General features: G+C 62.7%; 20 protein-coding genes and 1 pseudogene. 18 read left to right on the top strand and 3 right to left on the bottom strand.

Annotated elements, in window-relative coordinates; all coding sequences use genetic code 11:
* Positions 1-23: 23 nt before the first annotated feature.
* Complete coding sequence (locus tag HOY44_RS22565; RefSeq protein WP_268892718.1) at positions 24-458, bottom strand: LysR substrate-binding domain-containing protein; 435 nt, start codon at positions 456-458, stop codon at positions 24-26.
* A gap of 125 nt (positions 459-583) precedes the next feature.
* Here HOY44_RS22565 and HOY44_RS22560 point away from each other — a divergent pair, with 125 nt between their 5' ends.
* The 13 genes from HOY44_RS22560 (at position 584) to nadC (ending at position 14,325) form a co-directional block, all read left to right on the top strand.
* Positions 584-706, top strand: coding sequence for a hypothetical protein (locus HOY44_RS22560; RefSeq protein ID WP_268920892.1), 123 nt, complete (start codon positions 584-586; stop codon positions 704-706).
* Positions 707-894: 188 nt separating this feature from the next.
* Positions 895-1,833, top strand: a complete 939-nt coding sequence (locus tag HOY44_RS22555) for a PDR/VanB family oxidoreductase (protein WP_287438009.1) — start codon at positions 895-897, stop codon at positions 1,831-1,833.
* Positions 1,823-3,013: a Gfo/Idh/MocA family oxidoreductase gene (locus tag HOY44_RS22550; RefSeq protein WP_287438008.1), complete on the top strand. Its 1,191-nt coding sequence runs from the start codon at positions 1,823-1,825 to the stop codon at positions 3,011-3,013. The genes HOY44_RS22555 and HOY44_RS22550 overlap by 11 nt, the downstream gene beginning before the upstream one ends.
* Complete coding sequence (locus HOY44_RS22545) at positions 3,010-4,002, top strand: ABC transporter substrate-binding protein (protein ID WP_287438007.1); 993 nt, start codon at positions 3,010-3,012, stop codon at positions 4,000-4,002. Before HOY44_RS22550 ends, HOY44_RS22545 begins: the two co-directional genes overlap by 4 nt.
* A 12-nt stretch (positions 4,003-4,014) precedes the next feature.
* Complete coding sequence (locus HOY44_RS22540) at positions 4,015-4,461, top strand: hypothetical protein (protein WP_161349836.1); 447 nt, start codon at positions 4,015-4,017, stop codon at positions 4,459-4,461.
* Positions 4,462-4,577: 116 nt separating this feature from the next.
* Positions 4,578-6,059, top strand: a complete 1,482-nt coding sequence (locus HOY44_RS22535; RefSeq protein WP_138421442.1) for an aldehyde dehydrogenase family protein — start codon at positions 4,578-4,580, stop codon at positions 6,057-6,059.
* Positions 6,060-6,085: 26 nt separating this feature from the next.
* Positions 6,086-7,837 (top strand): thiamine pyrophosphate-binding protein, encoded by a 1,752-nt coding sequence (locus tag HOY44_RS22530; protein ID WP_138421443.1) that lies wholly within the window; start codon positions 6,086-6,088, stop codon positions 7,835-7,837.
* Between the two features lie 136 nt (positions 7,838-7,973).
* Positions 7,974-8,519 carry a MarR family winged helix-turn-helix transcriptional regulator gene (locus HOY44_RS22525; protein WP_287438006.1) on the top strand — a complete coding sequence of 182 codons (546 nt, stop codon included), beginning with the start codon at positions 7,974-7,976 and terminating at the stop codon, positions 8,517-8,519.
* A gap of 296 nt (positions 8,520-8,815) precedes the next feature.
* A complete protein-coding gene (locus tag HOY44_RS22520) occupies positions 8,816-9,799 on the top strand; it encodes a TAXI family TRAP transporter solute-binding subunit (protein WP_287438005.1) in 984 nt (327 codons plus the stop codon).
* 56 nt (positions 9,800-9,855) lie between these two features.
* On the top strand, positions 9,856-11,703 hold the full coding sequence (locus tag HOY44_RS22515) for a TRAP transporter permease (protein ID WP_235888905.1): 1,848 nt from the start codon (positions 9,856-9,858) through the stop codon (positions 11,701-11,703).
* A gap of 72 nt (positions 11,704-11,775) precedes the next feature.
* The gene (locus tag HOY44_RS22740; protein WP_502710715.1) at positions 11,776-12,015 is read left to right on the top strand and encodes a putative antibiotic biosynthesis monooxygenase; all 240 of its coding nucleotides are present in this window, start codon (positions 11,776-11,778) and stop codon (positions 12,013-12,015) included.
* Between the two features lie 83 nt (positions 12,016-12,098).
* On the top strand, positions 12,099-13,379 hold the full coding sequence (locus HOY44_RS22510; protein WP_287438004.1) for a Rieske 2Fe-2S domain-containing protein: 1,281 nt from the start codon (positions 12,099-12,101) through the stop codon (positions 13,377-13,379).
* Positions 13,380-13,515: 136 nt separating this feature from the next.
* Positions 13,516-14,325 carry a carboxylating nicotinate-nucleotide diphosphorylase gene (gene nadC, locus HOY44_RS22505; RefSeq protein ID WP_414674065.1) on the top strand — a complete coding sequence of 270 codons (810 nt, stop codon included), beginning with the start codon at positions 13,516-13,518 and terminating at the stop codon, positions 14,323-14,325.
* A 75-nt stretch (positions 14,326-14,400) separates the two neighbouring features.
* Here the strand turns inward: nadC and HOY44_RS22500 are convergent, their stop codons facing one another.
* On the bottom strand, positions 14,401-14,970 hold the full coding sequence (locus HOY44_RS22500; protein WP_287438002.1) for an antibiotic biosynthesis monooxygenase: 570 nt from the start codon (positions 14,968-14,970) through the stop codon (positions 14,401-14,403).
* A 316-nt stretch (positions 14,971-15,286) separates the two neighbouring features.
* Here HOY44_RS22500 and HOY44_RS22495 point away from each other — a divergent pair, with 316 nt between their 5' ends.
* Both HOY44_RS22495 and HOY44_RS22490 read left to right on the top strand, forming a co-directional pair.
* Positions 15,287-15,580 carry a transposase gene (locus HOY44_RS22495; protein WP_138421450.1) on the top strand — a complete coding sequence of 98 codons (294 nt, stop codon included), beginning with the start codon at positions 15,287-15,289 and terminating at the stop codon, positions 15,578-15,580.
* 125 nt (positions 15,581-15,705) lie between these two features.
* Positions 15,706-16,367 (top strand): annotated as a pseudogene (locus tag HOY44_RS22490) (IS6 family transposase).
* Between the two features lie 9 nt (positions 16,368-16,376).
* Here the strand turns inward: HOY44_RS22490 and HOY44_RS22485 are convergent.
* The gene (locus HOY44_RS22485; RefSeq protein ID WP_287438001.1) at positions 16,377-17,171 is read right to left on the bottom strand and encodes an IclR family transcriptional regulator; all 795 of its coding nucleotides are present in this window, start codon (positions 17,169-17,171) and stop codon (positions 16,377-16,379) included.
* Positions 17,172-17,492: 321 nt separating this feature from the next.
* Here HOY44_RS22485 and HOY44_RS22480 point away from each other — a divergent pair, with 321 nt between their 5' ends.
* From HOY44_RS22480 to HOY44_RS22470, 3 genes are all read left to right on the top strand, one after another.
* Entirely contained in the window at positions 17,493-18,635 is a 1,143-nt protein-coding gene (locus HOY44_RS22480) for an FAD-dependent monooxygenase (protein ID WP_287438000.1), read from the top strand.
* Between the two features lie 62 nt (positions 18,636-18,697).
* Positions 18,698-20,329 carry a benzoate-CoA ligase family protein gene (locus tag HOY44_RS22475; protein ID WP_287437999.1) on the top strand — a complete coding sequence of 544 codons (1,632 nt, stop codon included), beginning with the start codon at positions 18,698-18,700 and terminating at the stop codon, positions 20,327-20,329.
* Between the two features lie 27 nt (positions 20,330-20,356).
* On the top strand, positions 20,357-21,334 hold the full coding sequence (locus HOY44_RS22470; RefSeq protein WP_161351804.1) for a TAXI family TRAP transporter solute-binding subunit: 978 nt from the start codon (positions 20,357-20,359) through the stop codon (positions 21,332-21,334).
* Positions 21,335-21,361 lie beyond the last annotated feature (27 nt).

Genomic DNA, 21,361 nt, shown 5'->3' with positions numbered 1-21,361 from the left:
AGGGCCTCGCCGGAGCCGCGTGATCATTGCCGATCGCCCCCGCCATTCGTCCTTGCGATGTCGTCCGCGATGGTCTCCCGAAGCCAGTCGCGAAACGCGACGAGCGGCGGGTAGTTCTCCATCTGCTGCTGGTAGACCAGGTATCCGACGCTACGCGACTTAACCGCCATGTCGGAAACCGTTACCAGCCGACCCTTGGCGAGGTCGTTTTTGATCAGTTGGACCGGCGCGAGCGCGATGCCTAGTCCGCGTGATACCGTCTGCAGGAACATCGTGTAGTTCTCGAACGTGAGCAGAGGGCGGGACCGCAGCCCGGGCAGAGCTGGGATCTCGAAAAGGCTCGCCCAGATGACGCGTTCGGTGACGTGCAGCAGAACGTGGGTCTGGCGGAGCATGTCCTTGTCGTCGGCAAGCACGGCTTCGGCAATTTCAGGTGTCGCGATGGCGCGAAGATCCAGTTGGATCAGCCGTTCTCAACGAGCATCCCCCCCCCCCGGAACTTCTCAATGACGGCAGGAAGGATGCCGGGGCCGGAGCGAGGTTGCGAGGGAATGCGGGTCGAGAATTCGACCGTGACGTCCGGGTGAACGTCTTCGGCCTCAAACGATCCCTCGTCGCACCGTTCGACCGCACGATCGACGATGACGCCATCTGGTCGTCCCGCTTCGACTTCGTGATGGTGCGCACGGGCACAGAAGCACTGTGATATGGACTTGCCCGGGTTTTGCGGAGAGCGTTTTCAGGTCAAAGGGTAGCAACTGAAAAGCGAACACATAGGCGGAAACAACTTTTCCATAACTCTTGACAACAAATTAGCAATCTAAATATATGTTCTCCGGCGCCCACGATCCGTATGACGCGGGGTTCGGCGGGAGCGCTTGAAGGAGGTGGTTCATGACGGATCTGACCATGCGCGTCGAAGCTCGGCGGCCGTTGACCGAGCAGATTTGCGAATTCACGCTCGCCCCGTTGGACGGTGCCGAGCTGCCGACGTTCGAGCCCGGGGCGCACGTGACGATAGAGACGCCATCGAAGGCGATGCGCCGGTATTCGCTGATCAATGATGGCAGCGCCCCGGAGGTGTACAAGATCGCGGTCAAGCGGGAGCCGGAATCGCGTGGGGGATCTGCGTCCATGCACGACGAGGCGACCGTCGGCACGGAACTGCGTGTCGAGCCGCCCGAGAATGATTTTCCCATGGGCGAGGCGAACGAATATCTGCTGATCGCCGGTGGGATCGGGGTGACGCCGATCTACTCCATGGCGCAGCAACTCGATCGCGAGGGCAAGCCCTTCAATATCATCTACTGCACGCGCAGCCCGGAGGACACGGCATACCTCGACGAGATGCGCGCAGCTTTCGGGGATCGTCTTCTGGTGCATCACGACGAAGGCGACCCGGAGAAGGTCTACGATTTCTGGGACCATTTCGAAGAGCCCAAGAACATGCATGTCTATTGCTGCGGGCCCGCGCCATTGATGGAGGAGATCGAGGCGATCTCCGGCCACTGGCCGGAGGGGCGCGTGAACTTCGAAGACTTCAAGCCGGTTGACGTGGTGCGCGAAGACGACAAGGCATTTGACGTTGTGCTCGAAAAGTCCGGTAAGCGCGTCACGGTTCCTGAGGATCGGTCGATCCTCGAGGCGCTGCGTGATGCGGGCGTGGCAACAGTGAGTTCGTGCGAAAGCGGCACTTGCGGCACGTGCAAGACGCGCTTGCTCTCGGGCGAGGTAGACCATCGCGACATGGTGCTCATGGACGAGGAGAAGTCCGAAAACATCATGATCTGCGTGTCGCGCGCCAAAGAGGGGGAACTCGTTCTTGACCTCTGACGCCGTCCGCATCGGCGTGGCGGGCCTGGGCCGCGCATTCATGTTGATGCTGCCCACCTTCCGCGCCGATACGCGAGTGCGACTGGTGGCCTGCGCCGCGCCGCGGGCCGAGAGCCGAGATGCCTTCGAGGCGGAGTTCGGCGGCACGGGGTATTCGGACGTGGAAGCGATGGCCGCCGATCCGGAGGTGGAAGCAATCTATGTCGCGACCCCGCATCAGATGCATGCCGAACACGTCGAGGCTGCGGCGCGTCATGGCAAACACATTCTCGTCGACAAGCCCCTGGCAGTCACGCTCGACGATGCCGATCGGATGGTGAATGCGGCCGAAGACGCCGGAGTCCACTTGATCGTGGGACCAAGTCACAGCTTTGATGCGCCGGTCCTGCAGGCGCGGGCGGTGATCGACAGCGGCGCGCTGGGCGCCGTGCGGATGGTGCAGGCCTTCAACTACACGGATTTCCTCTACCGTCCCCGCCGACCCGAAGAGTTGCGCACCGAAGAGGGCGGTGGCGTGTTGTTCAGCCAGGGCGTCCACCAGATCGACATCGTGCGGTTACTCTGCGGCGGACTCGGGCGCAGTGTCTCGGCGATGACAGGGGCCTGGGACCCGACGCGTCCGACGGAAGGCGCCTATTCCGCCCTCATGGACTTCCATGGCGGCGCCTTCGCCACTCTGACCTATTCGGGATACGCCCACTTCGACAGCGACATCTGGATGAACAATGTGGCCGAACTCGGTGGCGACAAGTCACCGGAAGTCTACGGCCGCGCCCGTAGGGCGCTCGAGGGGCTCGACGCCGAGGCGGAGGCTCGCCTCAAGACCACGCGGACCTATGGCGCCGGAGACGCCCCGCCGACCGCGCGTCACCATGAACATTTCGGCCCGGTCATCGTGCTCTGCGACCGGGGTGACCTGCGCCTCACTCCCGACGGTGTGGAGGTTTTCGGCGACTTCGCGCGGCACTTCGAGGAGACGCCACTGAGCACTGTCCCGCGCGAGACAGTGATCGATGCGCTGGTGGCCGCGGTGCGGCACAACAAACCTCCGGCGCAGACGGGGCGTTGGGGGCGGGCGAGCCTCGAGGTTTGCCACGCAATCCTGCACTCGGCCGAAACCGGCGTGGCGGCCGAACTCACGCGCCAATGCGGAATTTATAAGGAGGAGATGACACCTTGAGCGACCTGACCCTTTCCCTCGCCATGGGCAACTACGACCGGACCCGGGCCATCGTCGACGGTCGCGTCAAGATCGACGGGGTGGACCCGGTTCCGATGCTGCTTTCGCCCGAGGAGATGTTCTTCCGCGCCTTCCGCCACCAGGCCTTCGACATTTCGGAACTGTCGCTTTCGTCGTACTCCATCTCTGTTGCACGCGGTGACCCGCACTACGTTGCGATCCCGGTGTTCCTGAGCCGGGCATTCCGCCACACCTCGGTCTACATCCGCACCGACAAAGGCATCGAGAAGCCGGAAGACCTGAGGGGCAAGCGGATCGGCATCGCCGAATATCAGCTTTCGGCCAACGTCTGGGTGCGTGGCATCCTAGAGGAAGACTTCGGTGTGCGTCCGTCGGATGTCACGTGGGTGCGCGGCGGCATGGACACGCCGGGCCGTCCGGAGAAGATCAAGGTCGACCTGCCGGAAGATGTGACCGTTGAGGCGGCGCCGGAGGGTGCCACCCTGAACGGCATGCTGGAAGCGGGCGAGATCGACGGGTTCATCGGTCCGCGCTGGCCGCGCTGCTTTGCCGAAGGGCATCCGCACGTGGGCCGGCTGTTCTCCGACAGCGTGAGCGCTGCCGAAGATTTCTACCGACGTACCAAAGTGTTCCCGATCATGCATGTGCTCGGAGTGCGCCGCACCCTGGCGGACCAGCACCCTTGGCTTCCCGGCGCTCTGCTCAAGGCATTCTCGGAATCGAAAAAGCTGGCGCAGGACGCGCTGCAGGATACCTCGGCGACCAAGGTCACGATGCCCTTCGTCGAGGATAACCTGAACCGGGCGCAGGCGCTGATGGGGCAGGACCCCTGGACATACGGCGTCGTTGGCAATGCGCACGTGCTTGAGAAGTTCCTCGGCTATCACCACGCGCAGGGACTGTCGCCGAGACACGTTTCGGTGGACGAGTTGTTCCATCCGTCGACGCAAGAAGCCTACAGCCTTTGAAAGGGGTGCAAGATGAGTGAACTGAAGCCCGGAGACGTGCTGGAAATCACCACCGACGGCGGACTTGCTTACGTGCAGGTCACGCACATGCACCCGAGTTACCCGCCAGTGGTTCGCGCGCTGGACGGGCTCCACGAAGATCGTCCCGCGGATCTTGGTACCCTGGTCGCGGGTGAGACCCGGTTCATGGCCATGATCCCGGTCGACCGGGCTCTGGCGCAGGCTGGCGCCGCGTGCAGTTTCGTGGAAAACGTCGCCGTGCCCGAGGCGTACAGCGCGTTCCCTACCTTCCGTATGCCGATCCGCGACAAGCAGGGCGAGATCGTCTACTGGTGGTTCTGGGACGGGCGCGGGCTGTCATACGACGCCGAACTGGACGCCGAGCAAGCCAAGTTGCCTCTGCGTGAAGTGATGTCCGGAAAGCGTTTCCTGCAACTCTTGAGCGACATGGCGGTCTGAACCTGCAGAGACGTCGTGGCGACGTCGCCGACGGCCGATATGGCACGAAACGACAAATTCATGGGCGTGGCTTCTGGGAGAGGGCGCGCGCCCGACAAACGGGGAGGAGACCTGTGATGGGCGAGTCATCGCGCCTCGATATCGAGGCATCGCTGCCGAAACACCGTGATCTCTATTACGGTGGGCGCTGGCACAAGCCGAGCGCGGGCGGTTACGAAGACACGGTGAATCCGGCGACCGGCAAGGCCTTGGCACCCGTCGCCGTGGCCACTCAGGCCGACGTCGATGCTGCCGTGGTTGCCGCGGATGCAGGCTTTCGCGAATGGCGCGATGTCGCACCGCTGGAGCGGGCCCGGATTCTCAAGGAAATCGCCGCGCGGCTGCGCGAACACGGCGACGAGTTGGCGCTGATCGACGCGGCCAACTGTGGCAATCCTTACACCGAGATGCGAGGGGACGCGGGCGTCGCCGCCGCGCAAATGGAATTCTTCGCCGGCCTCGTGACCGAGATGAAGGGCGACACGATCCCGATGGGCCCCGAGCGGGTGAACATGACCACGCGAGAGCCGATGGGGGTGGTGGCGCGCATCCTCGCATTCAATCATCCGTTCATGTTCTGTGGAGGCAAGATGGCCGCGCCGCTGGCGGCAGGTAATGCGGTTATCATCAAGCCGCCAGTCCAGGCGCCGCTTTCGGCACTGCGGCTGGCGGAAATCGTCGAGGACTTGCTGCCCGCTGGCGTTTTTTCCGTTCTGCCGGGTGGCACCGAAGCGGGTGCTGGTCTGGCTGCGCATCGGGACGTCGCCAAGGTGACCCTGATCGGATCGGTGGGCGCGGGCCGGGCCGTGATGCATGGCGCCAGCGACACGATAAAGCCGGTACTTCTGGAACTTGGCGGTAAGAACGCTCTGATCGCCTATCCGGACAGTGATCCAGACAAGGTGGCGGACGCGATCGTCGCGGGGATGAACTTCGGCTGGTGCGGCCAATCCTGCGGTTCGACCAGCAGAGCGTTCCTTCACGACGAGTTGCACGACGCCGTTGTCGAGCGGCTGGCCGATAAGGTAAAGCGCTTCAAGCCTGGCATTCCCACCGAGGAAGGCACCACGATGGGCTCGCTGGTCAGCAGGGCGCATTTCGACCGGGTCATGGGCTTCATCGACAGCGCGAAGCAGGAAGGCGCCCGTGTCGTGGCCGGTGGCCATGCCGTCACGGACGGGCCGCTCGAGGACGGCTGCTTCATCGCGCCCACGATCTTCGCCGACGTGACCCCCGGGATGACCATCGCCCGCGAAGAGATCTTCGGTCCCGTCCTGGCGGTGCGACGTTGGTCCGACGAAGCCGAGATGCTGTCGGAGGTCAACGGGCTCGACGTGGGGCTGACGTGCGCGATCTGGAGCCGCGATCTTTCCACGGCGCACCGGGCCGCGAACCGGGTCGAAGCCGGGTTCGTCTGGATCAACGAGGTGGGGCGCCACTTCCTCGGCGCGCCCTTCGGCGGTGTGAAGCAGTCGGGGATCGGGCGCGAGGAGGGTATCGGCGAACTGATGTCCTTCACCCACGAAAAGAACATTCACATCAACCTGGGCGGTCAATGAAGCCCGCGCCCGAGGAGGATCGCCCGATGCGCGACGAAATCGACCGCCCGGTTCCTTGCGAGACCACCGACGTATACGGCAGCGATGCCATCGCATTGATGATGCGTGAGCTGGGCACGCCCTACGTCGCGCTGAACCCGGGATCCAGCTTTCGCGGTCTGCACGACAGTATCGTGAACCACTTGGGGAACCGTGATCCCAAGATGCTGCTGTGCCTGCATGAAGAACACGCAGTGGCGATCGCGCACGGCTGGGCCAAGGTGACCGAGCAACCCCTGGGCGTGATCCTGCACGCCAACGTGGGGCTCATGCATGCGGCGATGGCACTATATAACGCCTGGTGCGACCGGGTACCGATGCTTGTCTACGGCGCTACCGGACCGGTCGATGCGGCCAAGCGGCGGCCGTGGATCGACTGGTTGCATACCTCGCGGGACCAGGCGGCGGTGGTGCGTCCTTACGTGAAGTGGGACGACCAGCCGGCCTCGCTTGATGCCTCGCTGGCATCCATGCTGCGCGCCGCGTCGATCACGGCCACGCCCCCGATGGCGCCCACCTATGTCTGTTTCGACGTGAGCGTTCAGGAAGAAAAGCTGGATGTCCTGCCGGCGCTTCCCGACCCGGCGCGCTACGCGGCCCCGCAGCTTCCTGCTGTTGCCGCGCCGGATGCGAAAAAGTTGTGGGACATGCTCGAGGGCGCAGAGGCGCCGGTTTTCCTGATGGGGCGGGTTTCACGCGATGGCCGAGACTGGGAGCGCCGGGTTGCGCTGGCCGAACGCTTCGGCGCCAGGGTGGTGACCGACATCAAGGTCGCGGCCGCCTTCCCGACGCGCCATCCGCTGCATGCTGGAGCGCCGGGCTACTTCCTCTCGCCCGAAGCGGGCAAGGTGATCGCGGACGCGGATCTTGTCGTTTCCTTCGACTGGGTCGACCTTGCGGGGACACTGGATCAGGCCGGGTTGAAGCCCGGCGCGACCCGCGTGGTTAACGTGACGCTCGAGCCCTTTCTTCAGAACGGTTGGTCGCTGGACCACCAGGCGATGCCAGCCACGGATTTCACGCTATTGGCGCGCCCCGATGATGTGGTCAAAGCGCTTTGCGACATCGGTCACGTCGCGGAGCAGGGCGAACAGGCGCTCTTGGTCGCTGATCCCAAGCCACGGGCGAAAGGCGAAATCTCAGTCGACAGCCTTGCAGACGCCTTGGCCCTGGCGGTGCGGGGGCATGAGCCCAGCTACCTGCGGTTGACGCTCAGCTGGAACGGCGAGAAATGTGACTTCGCGGCACCCTTGGATTACCTCGGCTACGATGGCGGTGCCGGCATCGGCTCTGGCCCCGGCATGGCGGTCGGCTCTGCCTTGGCGCTGCGCGGGCAGGGGCGTTTGCCGGTTGCAGTGCTGGGGGACGGGGATTTCCTGATGGGCTGCACGGCGCTATGGACGGCCGTGCATCACGAGGTGCCCTTGCTGATCGTGGTGGCCAACAACCGGTCCTACTTCAACGACGAAATCCACCAGGAGCGTGTTGCCCGCGACCGCGGCCGCCCCGTCGAAAACAAGCACGTAGGCCAGGCCATCGACGAGCCGGACATCGATATCGCCGCCATGGCGCGCGCCCAGGGGGCCGAGGCCTTCGGTCCCGTGGACAGGATGGAAGACTTGGGCGAGGTATTTGCCGAGGCGATCGCCGCGGTCGGCCGTGGATCCGTCGCGGTGGTCGACGTCCGCGTGCGTCCCGGCTACAGCGAGGCAATGGCGGCAGGAATGACGCAGGAATGAGCGGGTATGCTCATTCCTTTAGGGGTCAATCACGGTTTCGCAACGTGCACTTGCCAGACCCGGACTGAACGGCCATCCTGCGCTTCACTGCCCGGTCCGGCCGGAAGAGGATTTTCGATCAAGGGGTTGATCTGCGATGAGCGATGAAATTTCGGCAGGGGGTAAGACGCCGGCCCCCAAGGCCGGCGGAGCCCCGGATTACGACGAAGAACGTCTCGCTCGTCTCATCCGGCTCGCCGCGCGGTCTTTCAACCGTTCGCTTCAGATGCGCCTGACCAGCGAAGGTGTGACCTTCGGGCAATGGATTTTCCTTCGCATTCTTTGGAAATCGGACGGCCTGTCGCAACGTGAACTGGCCGAGCGCGCAAACCTCACGGAGCCCACGACCCACACCGCGCTTCTTCGGATGGAGGAGCAGGGCTTCATCGCACGGCGCAACGTCGGCGATAACAAGCGGCGCGTGCATGCCTTTCTGACCGAGCGTGGCTGGGAATTGCGCGACGTGCTTGAGCCGATGGCGGTGGAGAGCAACGATATCGCGGTCAAGGGGTTAAGCGAAGTCGAAGTGAAGGTCCTGCGACACGGTTTGACGACCATCATCCGCAATCTCGAACAAGATGAGAAAGATGGTGCTGCGCGCGGACTTCGTGTCCCGCCGACCCGATCACTGGCCAAGATTTGACGGGCGTCGCCGGGGTGTCGGCGCGACCGTGTCCGGATTGGGTTGACCATATTTGAGTGGCCGTGTGGGAGCGTTTATGCAACCATCACGGGAGCGGTGTCGGGCGAAATCTAGCAATAGTTTGAAGCTATAATTGAGATATCTAATTTCTTGACGTGGCAAAATATCGCAGCTAGGAAAGTAGACGTCTAATATTCTCGCGTGTTCAGGCGGGTCGGCCCGCGGTCACGTCCGGATGGAGACACGAACCGAGAATCGCTGGGAGGCGATTCATGCAAAACTAAGGGAGGAGACTCATGAAGTACTCGATTCTGGCCGCGACGCTCGGCCTCGCGATCTCATCGACGGCGGTGTCCGCCGATCCTGTGAACCTTACCCTGTCGGGTGGCAACCCGGGTGGCCTGTGGTCGCTTCTGGGTGCCGGCATCGACCGTGCCGTCAAGGCCGACGACGGCGATTCTGTCGTCACGTATCAGGCGACCGGTGGCGGCTTCGCCAACATCGGTCTTCTTGGCAGTGACCGGACCGACTTGGGCCTGTTGCACGACGCCGAAGCGCAGATCGCTCTCCAGGGCGGAGAGCCGTTTGCTGAGCCCATCGAGAACATGCGTGCCATCGGCTACATGTACAACTGGGCGCCGATGCACTTCTTCCTCGATAAGGCCGTGGCCGAGGAGTACGACATCGACAGCCTCGACGACATCGCCGGCAGCGGCGCGGCGCTTCGCATCGGCATCAACCGCTCGGGCAACATCACGTCCAATGTGGCGTTGTTCATGCTGGAAGAGGCGGGCGTGACCGAGGAAAGCCTCACAGATGCCGGCGGGCAATTCGTGCGTGCGGGTGCCAACGAGCAGGCGGACCTGATTCAGGATGGTCGTCTCGACATGATCACGAACGGGATCTTCATCAACCACTCGTCGTTCCGCTCGGTGGACGAGAACAACGACGTCATTCTGCTCGAAGTTCCGGAAGACGTGGTCACGGCCACCAATGAGGAATTCGGCACCGGCACGATGACCATCCCGGCCAGTAGCTACTCGAACCAGGAAGCGGATGTGACCACTTCCGCGCTCGGCGCGCTGCTCGTGGCCAATGACTCCATGTCCGAAGAGACCGCCTACTCGTTGGCAAGCTCGCTGGTGAAAAACATCGACGAAGTGCGCGCCGTGCACAGCTCGATGAAGCAACTTTCGCCCGAGCTTCTCGCCACGCCCAGCGTGCTCGAGTTCCACCCGGGTGCCGCGAAGGCATATGAGGAAGCGGGGCTGATCAAGTGATTGGTTCTCTCGTCGCCACCGGCCGCAGGCGCAAGCTTGCGGCAGGTTCGCAGCGAGTGTTGATCGTCGTCGCGGCGGTTTTCGCGGCCTGGGTCATCTACGCGAACCTGTTCACGATCTCGGATCCACTCATCCTGGGGATTCTCTTCGTCTGCGGCATCTACACGATCATGTTCGGCGCAATCGGGGCCACGCCTCGTGCGCCGGACCACATCCCGCTCTACGATTGGGCGCTGTCGGCGCTGAGCTTGGCGTGCGGGATATTCTTTTTCGTAAACGCGAGCGCTATTGCTGACCGGATCAGCCTTCTGCATGCCTTCACACCGGCGCAGCTGTTTTTCGGCACCGCGTTGCTACTACTAACGTTGGAGGCCACCAGGCGCACCACCGGGCTCGGTCTGACCGGTGTCGTCGTGCTCTTTCTGGTCTACAACTTGTTCGGCTACCTGCTGCCCCCTCCCTTCGGGCATGGCGTAGATGAATTCAGCTACCTTCTGGATATTCTCGTCTTCACGACCGATGGCGTCTTCGGTGTTCCGATCCAGGTCGTCGCGAGCTATGTCTTCCTGTTCGTCATGTTCGGGACATTCCTGTCGAAGGCCGGCGGTGGAGAGTTCTTCTTCAACATCGCATCGTTGGTCACTGGCCGGTCGCGCGGTGGTCCCGCCAAGATCGCGGTCATCTCTTCCGGCCTGTACGGCACGATGTCCGGCAGCCCTACGTCGGACGTGGTGGCCACCGGCTCAATCACGATCCCGGTCATGAAGCGGTTGGGGTACCGCGCGCGCTTCGCCGCCGCGGTCGAGGTCGCGGCCTCCACCGGTGGCAGTGCCATGCCGCCGATCATGGGGTCTGCTGCCTTCATCCTCGCCGAATACACCGGCGTGGCCTACCAGCAGGTGGTCTTCGCCGCGCTGGTCCCCGCGCTTCTATATTATATGGGCGTCTTCACACAGGTGCACCTGCGAGCGGTTCGTCTCAACCTGCGCCCCTCGGACGACGAGATTCCGACGGCGAAAGAGACCTTCCGCACCGGCTGGGTCTTCCTGATCCCCATCGCGGGGATCGTCGCGGCGCTGGTCGCAGGCTATTCACCCACTTTCACCGCAGGCGCCGGCGTCGTCGGTGCCGTCGTTGCCTCCATGCTGACGAAGGCGACACGCTTGCGGCCCTGGCAAATCGTCGAAGGGCTCGGCGAGACCACGCTGCGGATTCTGCCGGTCGCGGGTGCCTGTGCGGCCGCCGGCCTGGTGATCGGCGGCCTGTCGATGACCGGTCTCGGCATGAAAGCGGCCAACGTGATCCTGACGATCAGTAATGGCCAGCCCGGTGTGACACTGGTGATCGCGGCCATCGTGACGATCATTCTCGGCCTCGGAATGCCGACGCCCAGTGCCTACATCCTCGCCGCCGTTCTGGTGGGGCCGGCGCTGGCAAAACTCGGATTCCCGATCCTCCAGAGCCATATGTTCCTGCTCTACTACGCCGTGTTGTCGGCGCTGACACCGCCGATCGCAGTCGCGGCTCTCGCGGCCGCGGCGATCGCGGACGAGGATCCATTCAAGATCGCGTTTTCGGCGGTGCGGCTGGCAGTCGTCGGTTTCCTTCTGCCCTTCGCCTTCGTGTTCAACCCCGGTCTGCTTTTGCTGTCGGATCCGCTGTTCAATGTCATCGCGGTGTCTGGCGGGGTGCTGGCCACGCTGGCGATCGCGGTGTCGGTGGAAGGCTCAATCGGGTTGCCGCTGGGGCGCGTGGAACGACTGGTGCTGACATTGGCTGCGGCCGCCGCCGTGATGCCTTTCACGCTCGTGGCGTTGGGCGGGATTCTGGTGATCCTCGCATTCGCCGGACGTTACGCCCTGCTGATGCGCGGCGGTGGCCCACAGAAAGAGACCAGTGCCTGAGAAAGGCCGGGCGCGGTTCTTGCGCCCGGCCGACCGAATGACTTCTACCGATGCTGATACAAAGGAACAGACGTGGCCGAAACGCGCGCAACATCGACCCCGAGAACTCCGCCTTTCTGGAAACGTTGGGCCATTAGTATGCTCGCGGTCTACCCGCCGCTTGTGCTACTCGTATACGCCTCGCGCAGCCTACTAAAAGGCGTGCCTACACCGGCCGTACTTTTTCTGGTTGCCCTGTGCCTGACAGGATTGTCCACTGGGTTGATCCTTCCCTTTCTGCACCGCTGTCTCGCAGGCTGGCTGCAGCGATGACGCCGCCGGCCTAGCTTGACAAAAAAAATTAGATAGCTAAGAATAGATGTGGAAAATTTCTGCACTTGCTGGAGGAGAACGACATGCTGACATATGAAGAAAACGAGCTGCTGACGCGAGTGACCGGGGATGCCCCGATGGCAAAGCTCATGCGCCAGCACTGGACACCCGTCTGTCTCATCGAAGAGGTAGCCGAGAACGACGGCAAGCCGCTACGCGTCGAGGTTCTGGGGGAGAGCTATGTCGCTTTCCGCGACACCAAGGGCCGCTTGGGCATGCTCGACGAGCTTTGTCCGCATCGCAAAGCGTCGCTGGTTTATGGCCGCAACGAGGATTGCGGACTGCGCTGCCTCTACCACGGCTGGAAGATGGATGTGGATGGCAACGTGGTTGCGATGTCTTCCGAACCGGAAGGCAGCCCCCTCATGGACAAGGTCAAAGCACGCGCCTACCCGGTGCGCGAGTGGGGCGGTTTCGTTTGGGCCTGGCTTGGCGACCGCGACGAGATGCCGGAGTTCCAGCCGCCGGCCTTCGCCCCCGAGGAAGACACGAAGGTTTCGATCCTCAAGATCCGCGTGCCGGCTAACTGGGCGCAGATCCACGAAGGTCAAATCGACAGCGCGCATAGCTCGTCGCTGCACTCCTCCAACATGGTTCCGGCGCGGGTCGAAGGCGCTTCGTCGGACGAAAAGTCCTGGTATCGGCCATCGACGGACAAGTCGCCGCGGATGCAAACCGAGACCACAAGTTACGGTTTCCACTACGCCGCGATCCGCAAGCCGATCAAGAACGCGAAGACCCACAACTACCTGCGGATCACCGAGTTCGTGGCACCTTACTATTCGTTGATCCCGCCGAACAACAACTACAAAGTGGCCAGCGTGATCGTGCCGATTAACGATGACGAGACCGCCTTCCACTTTATCGCGTTTGGTGGTCCGAACGTGCCCTCGACGGAGGAATGGCGCAAGTTTGCCCATGCGGTACCGGGGGTCGATGTCGACGACAAGTGGCGGCCCGTGCGAACGCTGGAAAACGATTTCCTGCAAGACCGCGAACGTATGGCGGAAGGGCATTTTACAGGGGTCGACGGCATCCCTAACGAGGATATCGTCATGTGGGTGTCCATGGGGAGCCGCGTGCAGCGCGAAACCGACACGCTCGGCGCCTCGGACCTGGCAATCGTGGAATTCCGCCGCCTTATGGTGGATGCGGCGCAGAAGGTCGCCGAAGGCGGTCGTGCCATCGGCACCGACGCCGAAGTGCCGCAAGCGCTGATAGCCTCGCATGAGGGCGTCTATTCCAAGGACGTCGACTGGCGCACCCTGGTCAACCCGAAGGCTGACTCGCAGGCCGCCGAATAGGGTTCCCTTTCAAAGCAGGGCGTTCACAGGGCGTGAGGAGCACTCGCGCCCTGTGTGATTGGCGCCCGTAACTCAATACGAAGGACTTCAAACCGTGAATACCGCTGCTTCTGTTCCTAACATCATCCTTGAGCCGATGGTGCGCAACGCGATCATGGAGGATATGGGAACTGCCGGTGACGTAACGACGCGCGCAGTTCTTCCGGAGGGCACCCAGTACAATGCGGAAATGGTCGCCCGGCAGGACGCCGTGGTCTCCGGGATGCAACTGGCAGCGCTTGCCTTTCGCCTGATCGACCCCGAACTGCGCGTTGAGACGATCGTTGCCGATGGTTCCGCATGCAAGGCCGGCGATACCCTGATGAAGATCGAAGGTGCGGCCGCCTCCATTCTCGCGGGGGAACGCGTAGCCTTGAATTTTGCTGGTCGCCTGTCGGGAACGGCTACGATGACGGCCTCATACGTGAAGGCGGTGTCGGGGACCGGGACCCGCATTACTTGTACGCGCAAGACCACGCCGGGCCTGAAGCTGGCCGAAAAGCTCGCCATTCTTCATGGCGGGGGCCACAATCATCGATTTTCCTTGTCCGACGCGATCCTGATCAAGGACAACCACATCGCCGCGGCAGGCGGTGTTACGCAGGTGCTGGAGGCCGTCAAAAAGCACGCCGGGCACATGGTCGTGGTCGAGATTGAAATTGACGGGTTGGACCAGCTCGACGAGGTGATCAAGGTCGGTGGCGCCGACGTTGTTCTTTTCGACAACATGACGAGCTCGGACATGGCGGAAGCCGTGAAGCGAATTGACGGACGAATGAAAACCGAGGCCAGCGGCAATGTCCGGTTGGACCGCCTGCGTGAAATTGCCGAGACCGGCGTCGATTATATTTCTTCAGGCGCGTTGACCCATTCGGCCGGCACGGTGGACTTCGGCCTCGATTTTTGATTGGCCCGGCCAAAGCCACGCCTTTCAGTGTGTCCGAGTTGAGTCCAATTGCCTGGGCCCGTACCGGTTGGCGCGTCAGCGTGCTGTAAGCCAACCATTCAGGGCCCGGGTAAGCCAAGGAACGATGAACGCGGTGGTGAGGCCGGTCAGGATCACCGCGACGATCAACAACCCCAGGGCTTGGGGAACGCGTGAGGTGAGCGGGGACAACACCGTCACCAGGACGATGAGTGCCGGATAGACCGCCAGAAGGCTGACGGCCCAACGCTTCCAGAACAGGGGTGGGCGTGGTGTGCTTGGGAGTGAGCCAACCGGCTCGAACCAGATATTCGCCCCGGCAGCCTGTTGACGTGAAACGTCCGTTATCGCCAGGGCCTCGATGTCGACCAAGGCGGCCGCGCGCTTCGGCGAGTTGCGCCACGCATCAAGCGCTGCGCTGTCCCGGAATCTCACCACGACGTAGAAATCCGTGCCCAACCCGCCCTCGCGGCGGATGACGTCGAGGCTCTTGAAGCCTTCTGTCTGAACAAGCACCTCATTCAGCTTCTGCAGCAACTCCGCGCACCTGTCACCGTCGCGGTGCCGCACGCGAAGTGCCACCAGAAGGCTATTCTGCCGATCTTCAAGCAATCTTGCATCGACCATGTAGGCTGTCTCCAACTGAGCTTGAGCATGTTTCTAAAGGTAAGACTGGACCTATAGCTCCTTGTAGCTGATAGCCGCACGGGATTTAACAATTTCCTTACATATCTAAATTTACGCGGTGAAACCTGTTAGTTCTGTCCACGCTCTCGGTGCGAAAGTCGAAGGCTTGTTCGATATGCGCGTGTCCTTCGTCCGATGATTTGAGACACGAGCGCCTGATCTCGAAGGGAGGGTCTTGAGCTACCCCCCGTAATTCGGACAGTGACGTAAACTACGATTTGCAGTCTGCTGATCTTCGACGAGAAGAAGATCAGAGATGTCGAAACGCAAGGAGCACGCGCCCGAGTTCAAAGCGAAGGTCGCGCTGGAAGCCCTGAAAGGTGAAGAAACGGCGGCCGAGCTGGCGAGCCGGTTCGGAGTGCATCCGACGATGATCCATCAATGGAAGCGCGCCTTGCTCGAAGGCGCGTCCGGCGTGTTTGAGCGCGGCGGCCGCAAGAGACCCGAGATCTACGAAGAGCCGGTGAAGGAGCTCCACGCCAAGATCGGGGAGCTGGCGGTGGCCAACTCTTTTTTGGAACGAAAGCTGAAGCCCTGGGGCGGGAAGTGAGGCGCGGCATGATCGAGCCTCACCATCCCCGGCTGTCCATCGGTCAGCAGTGCAAGCTGCTGTCGATCGCGCGCTCGTCCTATTACTACGCGCCGAAGGGAGAGACCGAACAGAACCTCGGCCTGATGCGGCAGATCGACGAGCAGTTCCTGGAGGCCCCGTTCTTGTATGTCCGTTTCCCGCTCTCGCTTCGAAATGTCGAGGACCTGCTCCACGAACGCGGCGTCGATGTGAGCCACGAAACGGTCCGATATTGGTGGCACAGGTTCGGACCGCTTTTCGCGGCCGAGATCCGCAAGCGTCGGAGTGAGGGAATGCAGTCCAGTCGCTGGTGGTGGCACCTCGACGAGATGTTTGTGAAAATCAACGGTGAACGCTGTTAGCTATGGCACGCGGTCGATCATGAAGGCGAGGTGCTCGAAAGCTTTGTGACCAAGACCCGGGACCGGAAGCCGCCATGAAATTCATAAGAAAAGCAATGCGCAAGCATGAGCGCGCAGATGAGATCGTGACCGACCGATTGCGCTCCTACCGGGCCGCGCTGAACGATCAGGGCGCCACCCATCGGCAGACCTGCGGTCACTGGCTCAACAACCGGGCAGAAAATTGACACCTGCCGTTCCGACGACGGGAAAGCGCCATGCGCCGGTTCCGGCGCATGCGAAGTTTCCGGAAGTTCGCGTCCGTCCACGTCTCAGCCTCAGATCATTTCAACCAGGAACGCAGCCTCTCGAGCCGCGGTCCTTTCGCGTCCATACAGTGCTGGCGGGACGCCCGAGCGGCGTAAATGATCCGGCTATGTCGTTGCGGGTGCTGTCTGTACGGATTTACGGGCGCAGTAGTCGCGAAGGATTTTCACCGCTTCGGAGTCGGGGTCGAGTACGGCCGGGTCGACACCGATCAGGGTAATGACCGCCTGCGCTTCGTTCTGCCAGTCGAGGACGGGTGCCGCGAGCGCGACGAGACCTGGGATGAAGTCCCCATCGACCGAGGCGTAGCCACGCTGGCGCAGCTTGGCCACGAGGCTGCGCAGGCCAGCGCGGCTTGGCGTCGCGTCGGGCAAGAGGAGGGGGTTGCGCGTGGCTCGGCGCAGCTCCTGGTCACGGATGCGGCCGATGGCGCCCTCCGGCGCCCAGGCTAGGAACCCGCGCCCTGTCGCAGAATTGAGCAGGGGCAGGGTCGTACCCAGCCCCATCGACGTGACGGCGGGCGATGCGCCGCGTTCCCAGCGGACGACCGTGGCGCCGTCGTTTCCCCAGACAGACAACAGGACGGTCATACCTGAGAGCGCTGCGAGGTCGGGCAGATCCTCGGCCGCATGGTTGACGAAGTCGTGCCGGGCCAGCGCGGAGAGGCCAAGATGGATCGCTTCCTTGCCGAGGTCATAGCGGCCGGAGCGTCCCTCCTGCTTGGCGAGCCCGGCGGCGACGAACGATGCGAGGTAGCGATGGACCTTGCTGCGAGGCATGCCGCAGTCGCGCGCGATGTCGGACAGCGATTGCGCCGCGTCCGCCCGTGCCATGTGCGCGAGCACGCCAAGCGCCGCATCAAGTGATTTCAGCCCGGGACCCGGGCCTTCGGTCTCAGCCATCCGCGTCACCTTTCTACCTTTTCAGCATTTCGTTCGTTTTCGCGCCGAACATAGCCGTGTCGCGGGATTTGAAAAGGCGACGGGCCTCATGTCTCTCGTCGGCGAACTGTACTCACCGTCCAGCCCGTGAAGCTGTTTGCAGCGGAGCGAGCCGGCTCGCCGTAAGTTCATGAACTTCATTCGTTTTTGGATCCGCGTCCAGCTTCCTGATCTTCTGGTAGACGAGTGGCCGCATAAGTTATTCCGTATTATGATACAAGTTGCACATTATGGAACTTTAGGTTACGCCTCATGAAAAGTCGAGCGACTTGGGGAGAAGCGATGAGCGTATTGAAGACAGTCGAAATCCTGGGCGGCGGTCCTGCTGGCCTGTACACCGCGATCCTGCTGCGGCGCCTGATGCCTAGTGTTAAGGTCCGGGTGACCGAGCAGAACCCTGAAGGTGCAACATTCGGCTTCGGCGTCGTGTTCTCGGATCAGGCGCTGGAATTCCTGCGTGCCGACGACCCGGAGACCCATGACCTCGTCACGCCGCACATGGAGCGCTGGCGCAACATGACGCTGAACCTGCCCGGCGACACCGTCACGCTGGACGGCGTGGGGTTCACCGCCATCGGACGGCTCGAGCTGATCGAGCTTCTGAAGGACCGGGCCCGGGGCCTGGGCGTCGAGATCCGGTTCAACACTCTGGTCGAGGACCTGGATACGCTTGAGGCCGATCTCGTGGTCGGCGCGGATGGCCTGAATTCGCTGGTCCGGCGAAGCTTCGAGGATACGTTCCGCCCCTCGATGGAATTCTTCGACAACCATTTCGCGTGGTTCGGGGTAGAAGTGCCGTTCGACACCCTTACCCAGACTTTCATCGAGACAGAGCACGGGCCGATGAACGCGCACCATTACCGGTTCTCGCCGGAACGTTCGACCTTCATCGTCGAATGCGAGGATGTGACGTTCGAGAAGTGGGGTTTCGCCGAGATGGGCGAGAACGAAAGTGCCAAGCTGTGCAGTGGCCTTTTCAGCGACGTGCTCAAGGGCGCACAGCTAATCACGAACAAGTCGATGTGGCGGCAGTTTCCGCGCCTGTGGTGCGAAAGTTGGGTCGCCGGGCGGTACGTGCTGCTGGGCGACTCCGTGCATACGGCGCACTTCTCGATCGGATCGGGCACGCGGCTCGCGCTCGAGGATGCGATCGCGTTGGTCAAGTCACTCGAGGAATTCGACGACGTGGACGCAGCGCTCGCCGCCTACCAGGAACGCCGCCAGCCCATCGCGCGCAAGATCGTCAACGCTGCGAACACCTCGGCCTACTGGTACGAGACGTTCGGCGAGAAGATGCATCTCGATCCGTTGGACTTCGCACATGACTACCTGATGCGCTCGGGCCGGTTGTCCGAGGATCGGTTGCGTCAGATCGCGCCGGGCTTCGCCGCCCGATACGAGGCCGAGAAGGCCGCCACCGGCTGAGAGGCCGGTATCCGTCGCATCCGGGGTGAGCGGGCGCGGCGTATTTCAAATGGGAGGACAGGATGTCGGGAACGACAGACGCGCAGACTACTTCCATCGCTGACCCGGTCGCACAGGATGTGCCCGGCGCGTTGGAAATCGGCTTCGACAAAGCAGATCATCCGAACTGTTCGGATATCCTGTGGCAGAACCTCGACCGCAACCCCGACGCCATCGCGGTGAGCGGGCCGGCGGGAGACATGACATATCGCGACCTGGTCGCCGAAGCGTCGCGCTGGGGCAATGCCTTCGTCGGTGCTGGGCTGGAACGAGGCGAGCGGATCGCCTTCTTCCTCGACGACACGCCGGTGTTCCCGGCCGCCTTCTACGGCGCCGTGCGCGCGGGGCTTGTGCCGGTGCTCCTGAACACGCAGACGCGTGCGGATGTGCTGAACTATTTCCTCAGGGACAGCGGAGCGCGTGTCGCGTTGGTCGATGCCGCGCTTGCCGACATGTTCAGTGGCGACACAATCAAGGATACCGTGCTCGCCACCACCATCGTTGCGAACGGCTCGCCGGCCGAAGCCGGGCGCACGGCGGCAGATGCGTTTCTCGAAGGGCAATCGACGACGCTGGACGTAGCCGATACCGGTCCCGACGACATGGCCTTCTGGATGTATTCCTCGGGTTCTACGGGTCGGCCCAAGGGGATCATCCATCTTCACCACGACGTGGCCTATATCGAGGCGAGTTTTGCCAGGAGGGTGCTCAAGCTGGCCACTGACGACATCTGTTATTCCGTGCCCAAGGCCTACTTCGCCTATGGCTTCGGAAACTCGTTGGTGTTTCCCTTCTCGATCGGGGCGACCTCGCTGCTCGTCCCCGGTCAGCCGCGACCTGACGTGGTGCTGGACGCGATCGAGGCCTACAAACCCACGGTGCTTTACGGCCTGCCAACGCTTTACACGGCGCTCGCCAACGCGCCGGACGTGAAGGCGCGTGACTTGTCGTCGATCCGGCAGTCGATGTCGGCGGCCGAAACCTTGTCTGCCGACATCTACAGCGCGTGGCAGGCGCTCGTGGGGCATGGCCCGACCGAAGGGCTCGGTTCGACCGAGATGCTGCACGTCTACCTGTCCAACACGCTTGACGATCACCGGCTGGGTTCGGCCGGGGCGCGGGTGCCGGGGTACGAAATCCGGCTCGAGACCGCGGATGGCGGCACTGTACAGCCCGGTGAAGAGGGTGTGATGCTTGTGCGGGGCCACTCCTCGGCGCCGACCTATTGGAACCGGCCGGACAAGACCGCCGACACGATGCGGGGCGATTGGATCTATACCGGCGACCGGTTCATCGAGAAGGACGGGTTCTACTATTTCCAGGGCCGTGCAGACGACCTCGTGAAGGTGTCGGGCCAGTGGGTATGGCCGCTCGAGGTCGAGCGCTGCATGAACGAGCACCCCGACGTTTACGAATGCGCGGTGTTAGCTGTGCAGCAGGAAGACAGGCGCACGGTGTTGCGCGCCGTTGTGGCTCTGCGCGACGGGGTCGAGGCCGGCGAGGCGGAGACGAAGGTTCTGCGCGATCACGTCAAGTCCGTGCTCACACCCTACAAGTCCCCGCGTCTGATCGAATTCGTCGAGGAGCTGCCCAAGACCGGGACCGGCAAGATCGACCGGCAGGCGCTGATGGGCACACCGACGACTGCTGACTGACACAAGTCACCAAAGGGAGGAAACGCGATGAAACTCATAAACCGAAATCTGTTCTCGACGCTGGCTGCCGTGGCTATGGTCACGAGCGGCGGTGCTGCGATGGCGCAGGTGTCGTCCTTTTCGACGCCCCCGCAGGGCTCCGTGTGGAATACCATGGCCAGCGTCATCTCTGGCGAGGCCCGCGAAAGCACCGACATGCGCCTTGTAGTGCAGCCCTACGGCGGCAACGCGCAGATGATGCAGGCCGTCAACGACCAGCTTGCAGAGTTCTCGCTCAATGATGTGAACGACGTCATCACTGCCGTTTCCGGCACGGGCGAGTACGACATGACGATGCCGAACCTGCGCGTCGTGGCTCGTATTAACCCATTCCCAGTGGGACTGTACGTCAAGGAAGACAGCGGCATGACCGCAGTGTCCGACCTCGCGGGCAAGAGCGTGCCCTCGGGATGGGATGCGTTTCCGATCGCACGCTCGCACATCTCGGCGATCCTCGCCGCAGGTGGGCTGAGCTGGGACGACGTCGACCAGGTGCCGGTACCGGAGCTGATCCGGGGCTCGGACGATATGGCGTCTGGCCGGGTCGACAGCGCGTTCTTCGCGGTCGGCGGCCCCAAGGTCGCAGAGGTCGACGCTTCGGTGGGAGGCGTGCGCTTTCTCACGGTCGAGGCGAACGACGAAACGCTCGCGAAGATCCAGGACGTGCGGCCTGCATTCTACTTCTCCGAGGTCGAGCCGGCGCCGGTGCGCGTTGGTGTGAAGGAGCCGATGGCCTTCGTCACCTGGGATAACGTGTTGGTCGCCGGCACCCACGTCCCGGATGAGCAGGTAGCCCAGCTGATGGAAGTGATCTTCGATCAACGGGAAGCTATCGCCGGAGCCTATCCGCCGCTCGGCGCGCTCAATCTCGAGACGGCATACAGGGAATATCCGGGCGTCGAATATCACCCCGGCGCGGTCGCCTTCTTCGAAAAGCGCGGTGTCGACATGGCTCCCGCCCAGTAACCCGAGAACGGGCGGGCCCCCCGGCCC

It is taken from the genome of Maritimibacter sp. (assembly GCF_016774595.1).
In the GTDB taxonomy this organism is placed as follows: domain Bacteria; phylum Pseudomonadota; class Alphaproteobacteria; order Rhodobacterales; family Rhodobacteraceae; genus Maritimibacter; species Maritimibacter alkaliphilus.
Note: the sequence above shows the minus strand (reverse complement) of the source record. Positions and strands in the feature narration are given on the sequence as shown.

Bases quoted from the DNA above. Each gene is read 5' to 3' on its own strand.
- HOY44_RS22555 (WP_287438009.1), top strand. From the start codon at position 895: ATGACGGATCTGACCATGCGCGTCGAAGCTCGGCGGCCGTTGACCGAG.
- HOY44_RS22540 (WP_161349836.1), top strand. From the start codon at position 4,015: ATGAGTGAACTGAAGCCCGGAGACGTGCTGGAAATCACCACCGACGGC.
- HOY44_RS22535 (WP_138421442.1), top strand. From the start codon at position 4,578: ATGGGCGAGTCATCGCGCCTCGATATCGAGGCATCGCTGCCGAAACAC.
- HOY44_RS22530 (WP_138421443.1), top strand. From the start codon at position 6,086: ATGCGCGACGAAATCGACCGCCCGGTTCCTTGCGAGACCACCGACGTA.
- HOY44_RS22525 (WP_287438006.1), top strand. From the start codon at position 7,974: ATGAGCGATGAAATTTCGGCAGGGGGTAAGACGCCGGCCCCCAAGGCC.
- HOY44_RS22520 (WP_287438005.1), top strand. From the start codon at position 8,816: ATGAAGTACTCGATTCTGGCCGCGACGCTCGGCCTCGCGATCTCATCG.
- HOY44_RS22510 (WP_287438004.1), top strand. From the start codon at position 12,099: ATGCTGACATATGAAGAAAACGAGCTGCTGACGCGAGTGACCGGGGAT.
- nadC (WP_414674065.1), top strand. From the start codon at position 13,516: ATGGTGCGCAACGCGATCATGGAGGATATGGGAACTGCCGGTGACGTA.
- HOY44_RS22500 (WP_287438002.1), bottom strand. From the start codon at position 14,970: ATGGTCGATGCAAGATTGCTTGAAGATCGGCAGAATAGCCTTCTGGTG.
- HOY44_RS22495 (WP_138421450.1), top strand. From the start codon at position 15,287: ATGTCGAAACGCAAGGAGCACGCGCCCGAGTTCAAAGCGAAGGTCGCG.
- HOY44_RS22485 (WP_287438001.1), bottom strand. From the start codon at position 17,171: ATGGCTGAGACCGAAGGCCCGGGTCCCGGGCTGAAATCACTTGATGCG.
- HOY44_RS22480 (WP_287438000.1), top strand. From the start codon at position 17,493: ATGAGCGTATTGAAGACAGTCGAAATCCTGGGCGGCGGTCCTGCTGGC.
- HOY44_RS22475 (WP_287437999.1), top strand. From the start codon at position 18,698: ATGTCGGGAACGACAGACGCGCAGACTACTTCCATCGCTGACCCGGTC.
- HOY44_RS22470 (WP_161351804.1), top strand. From the start codon at position 20,357: ATGAAACTCATAAACCGAAATCTGTTCTCGACGCTGGCTGCCGTGGCT.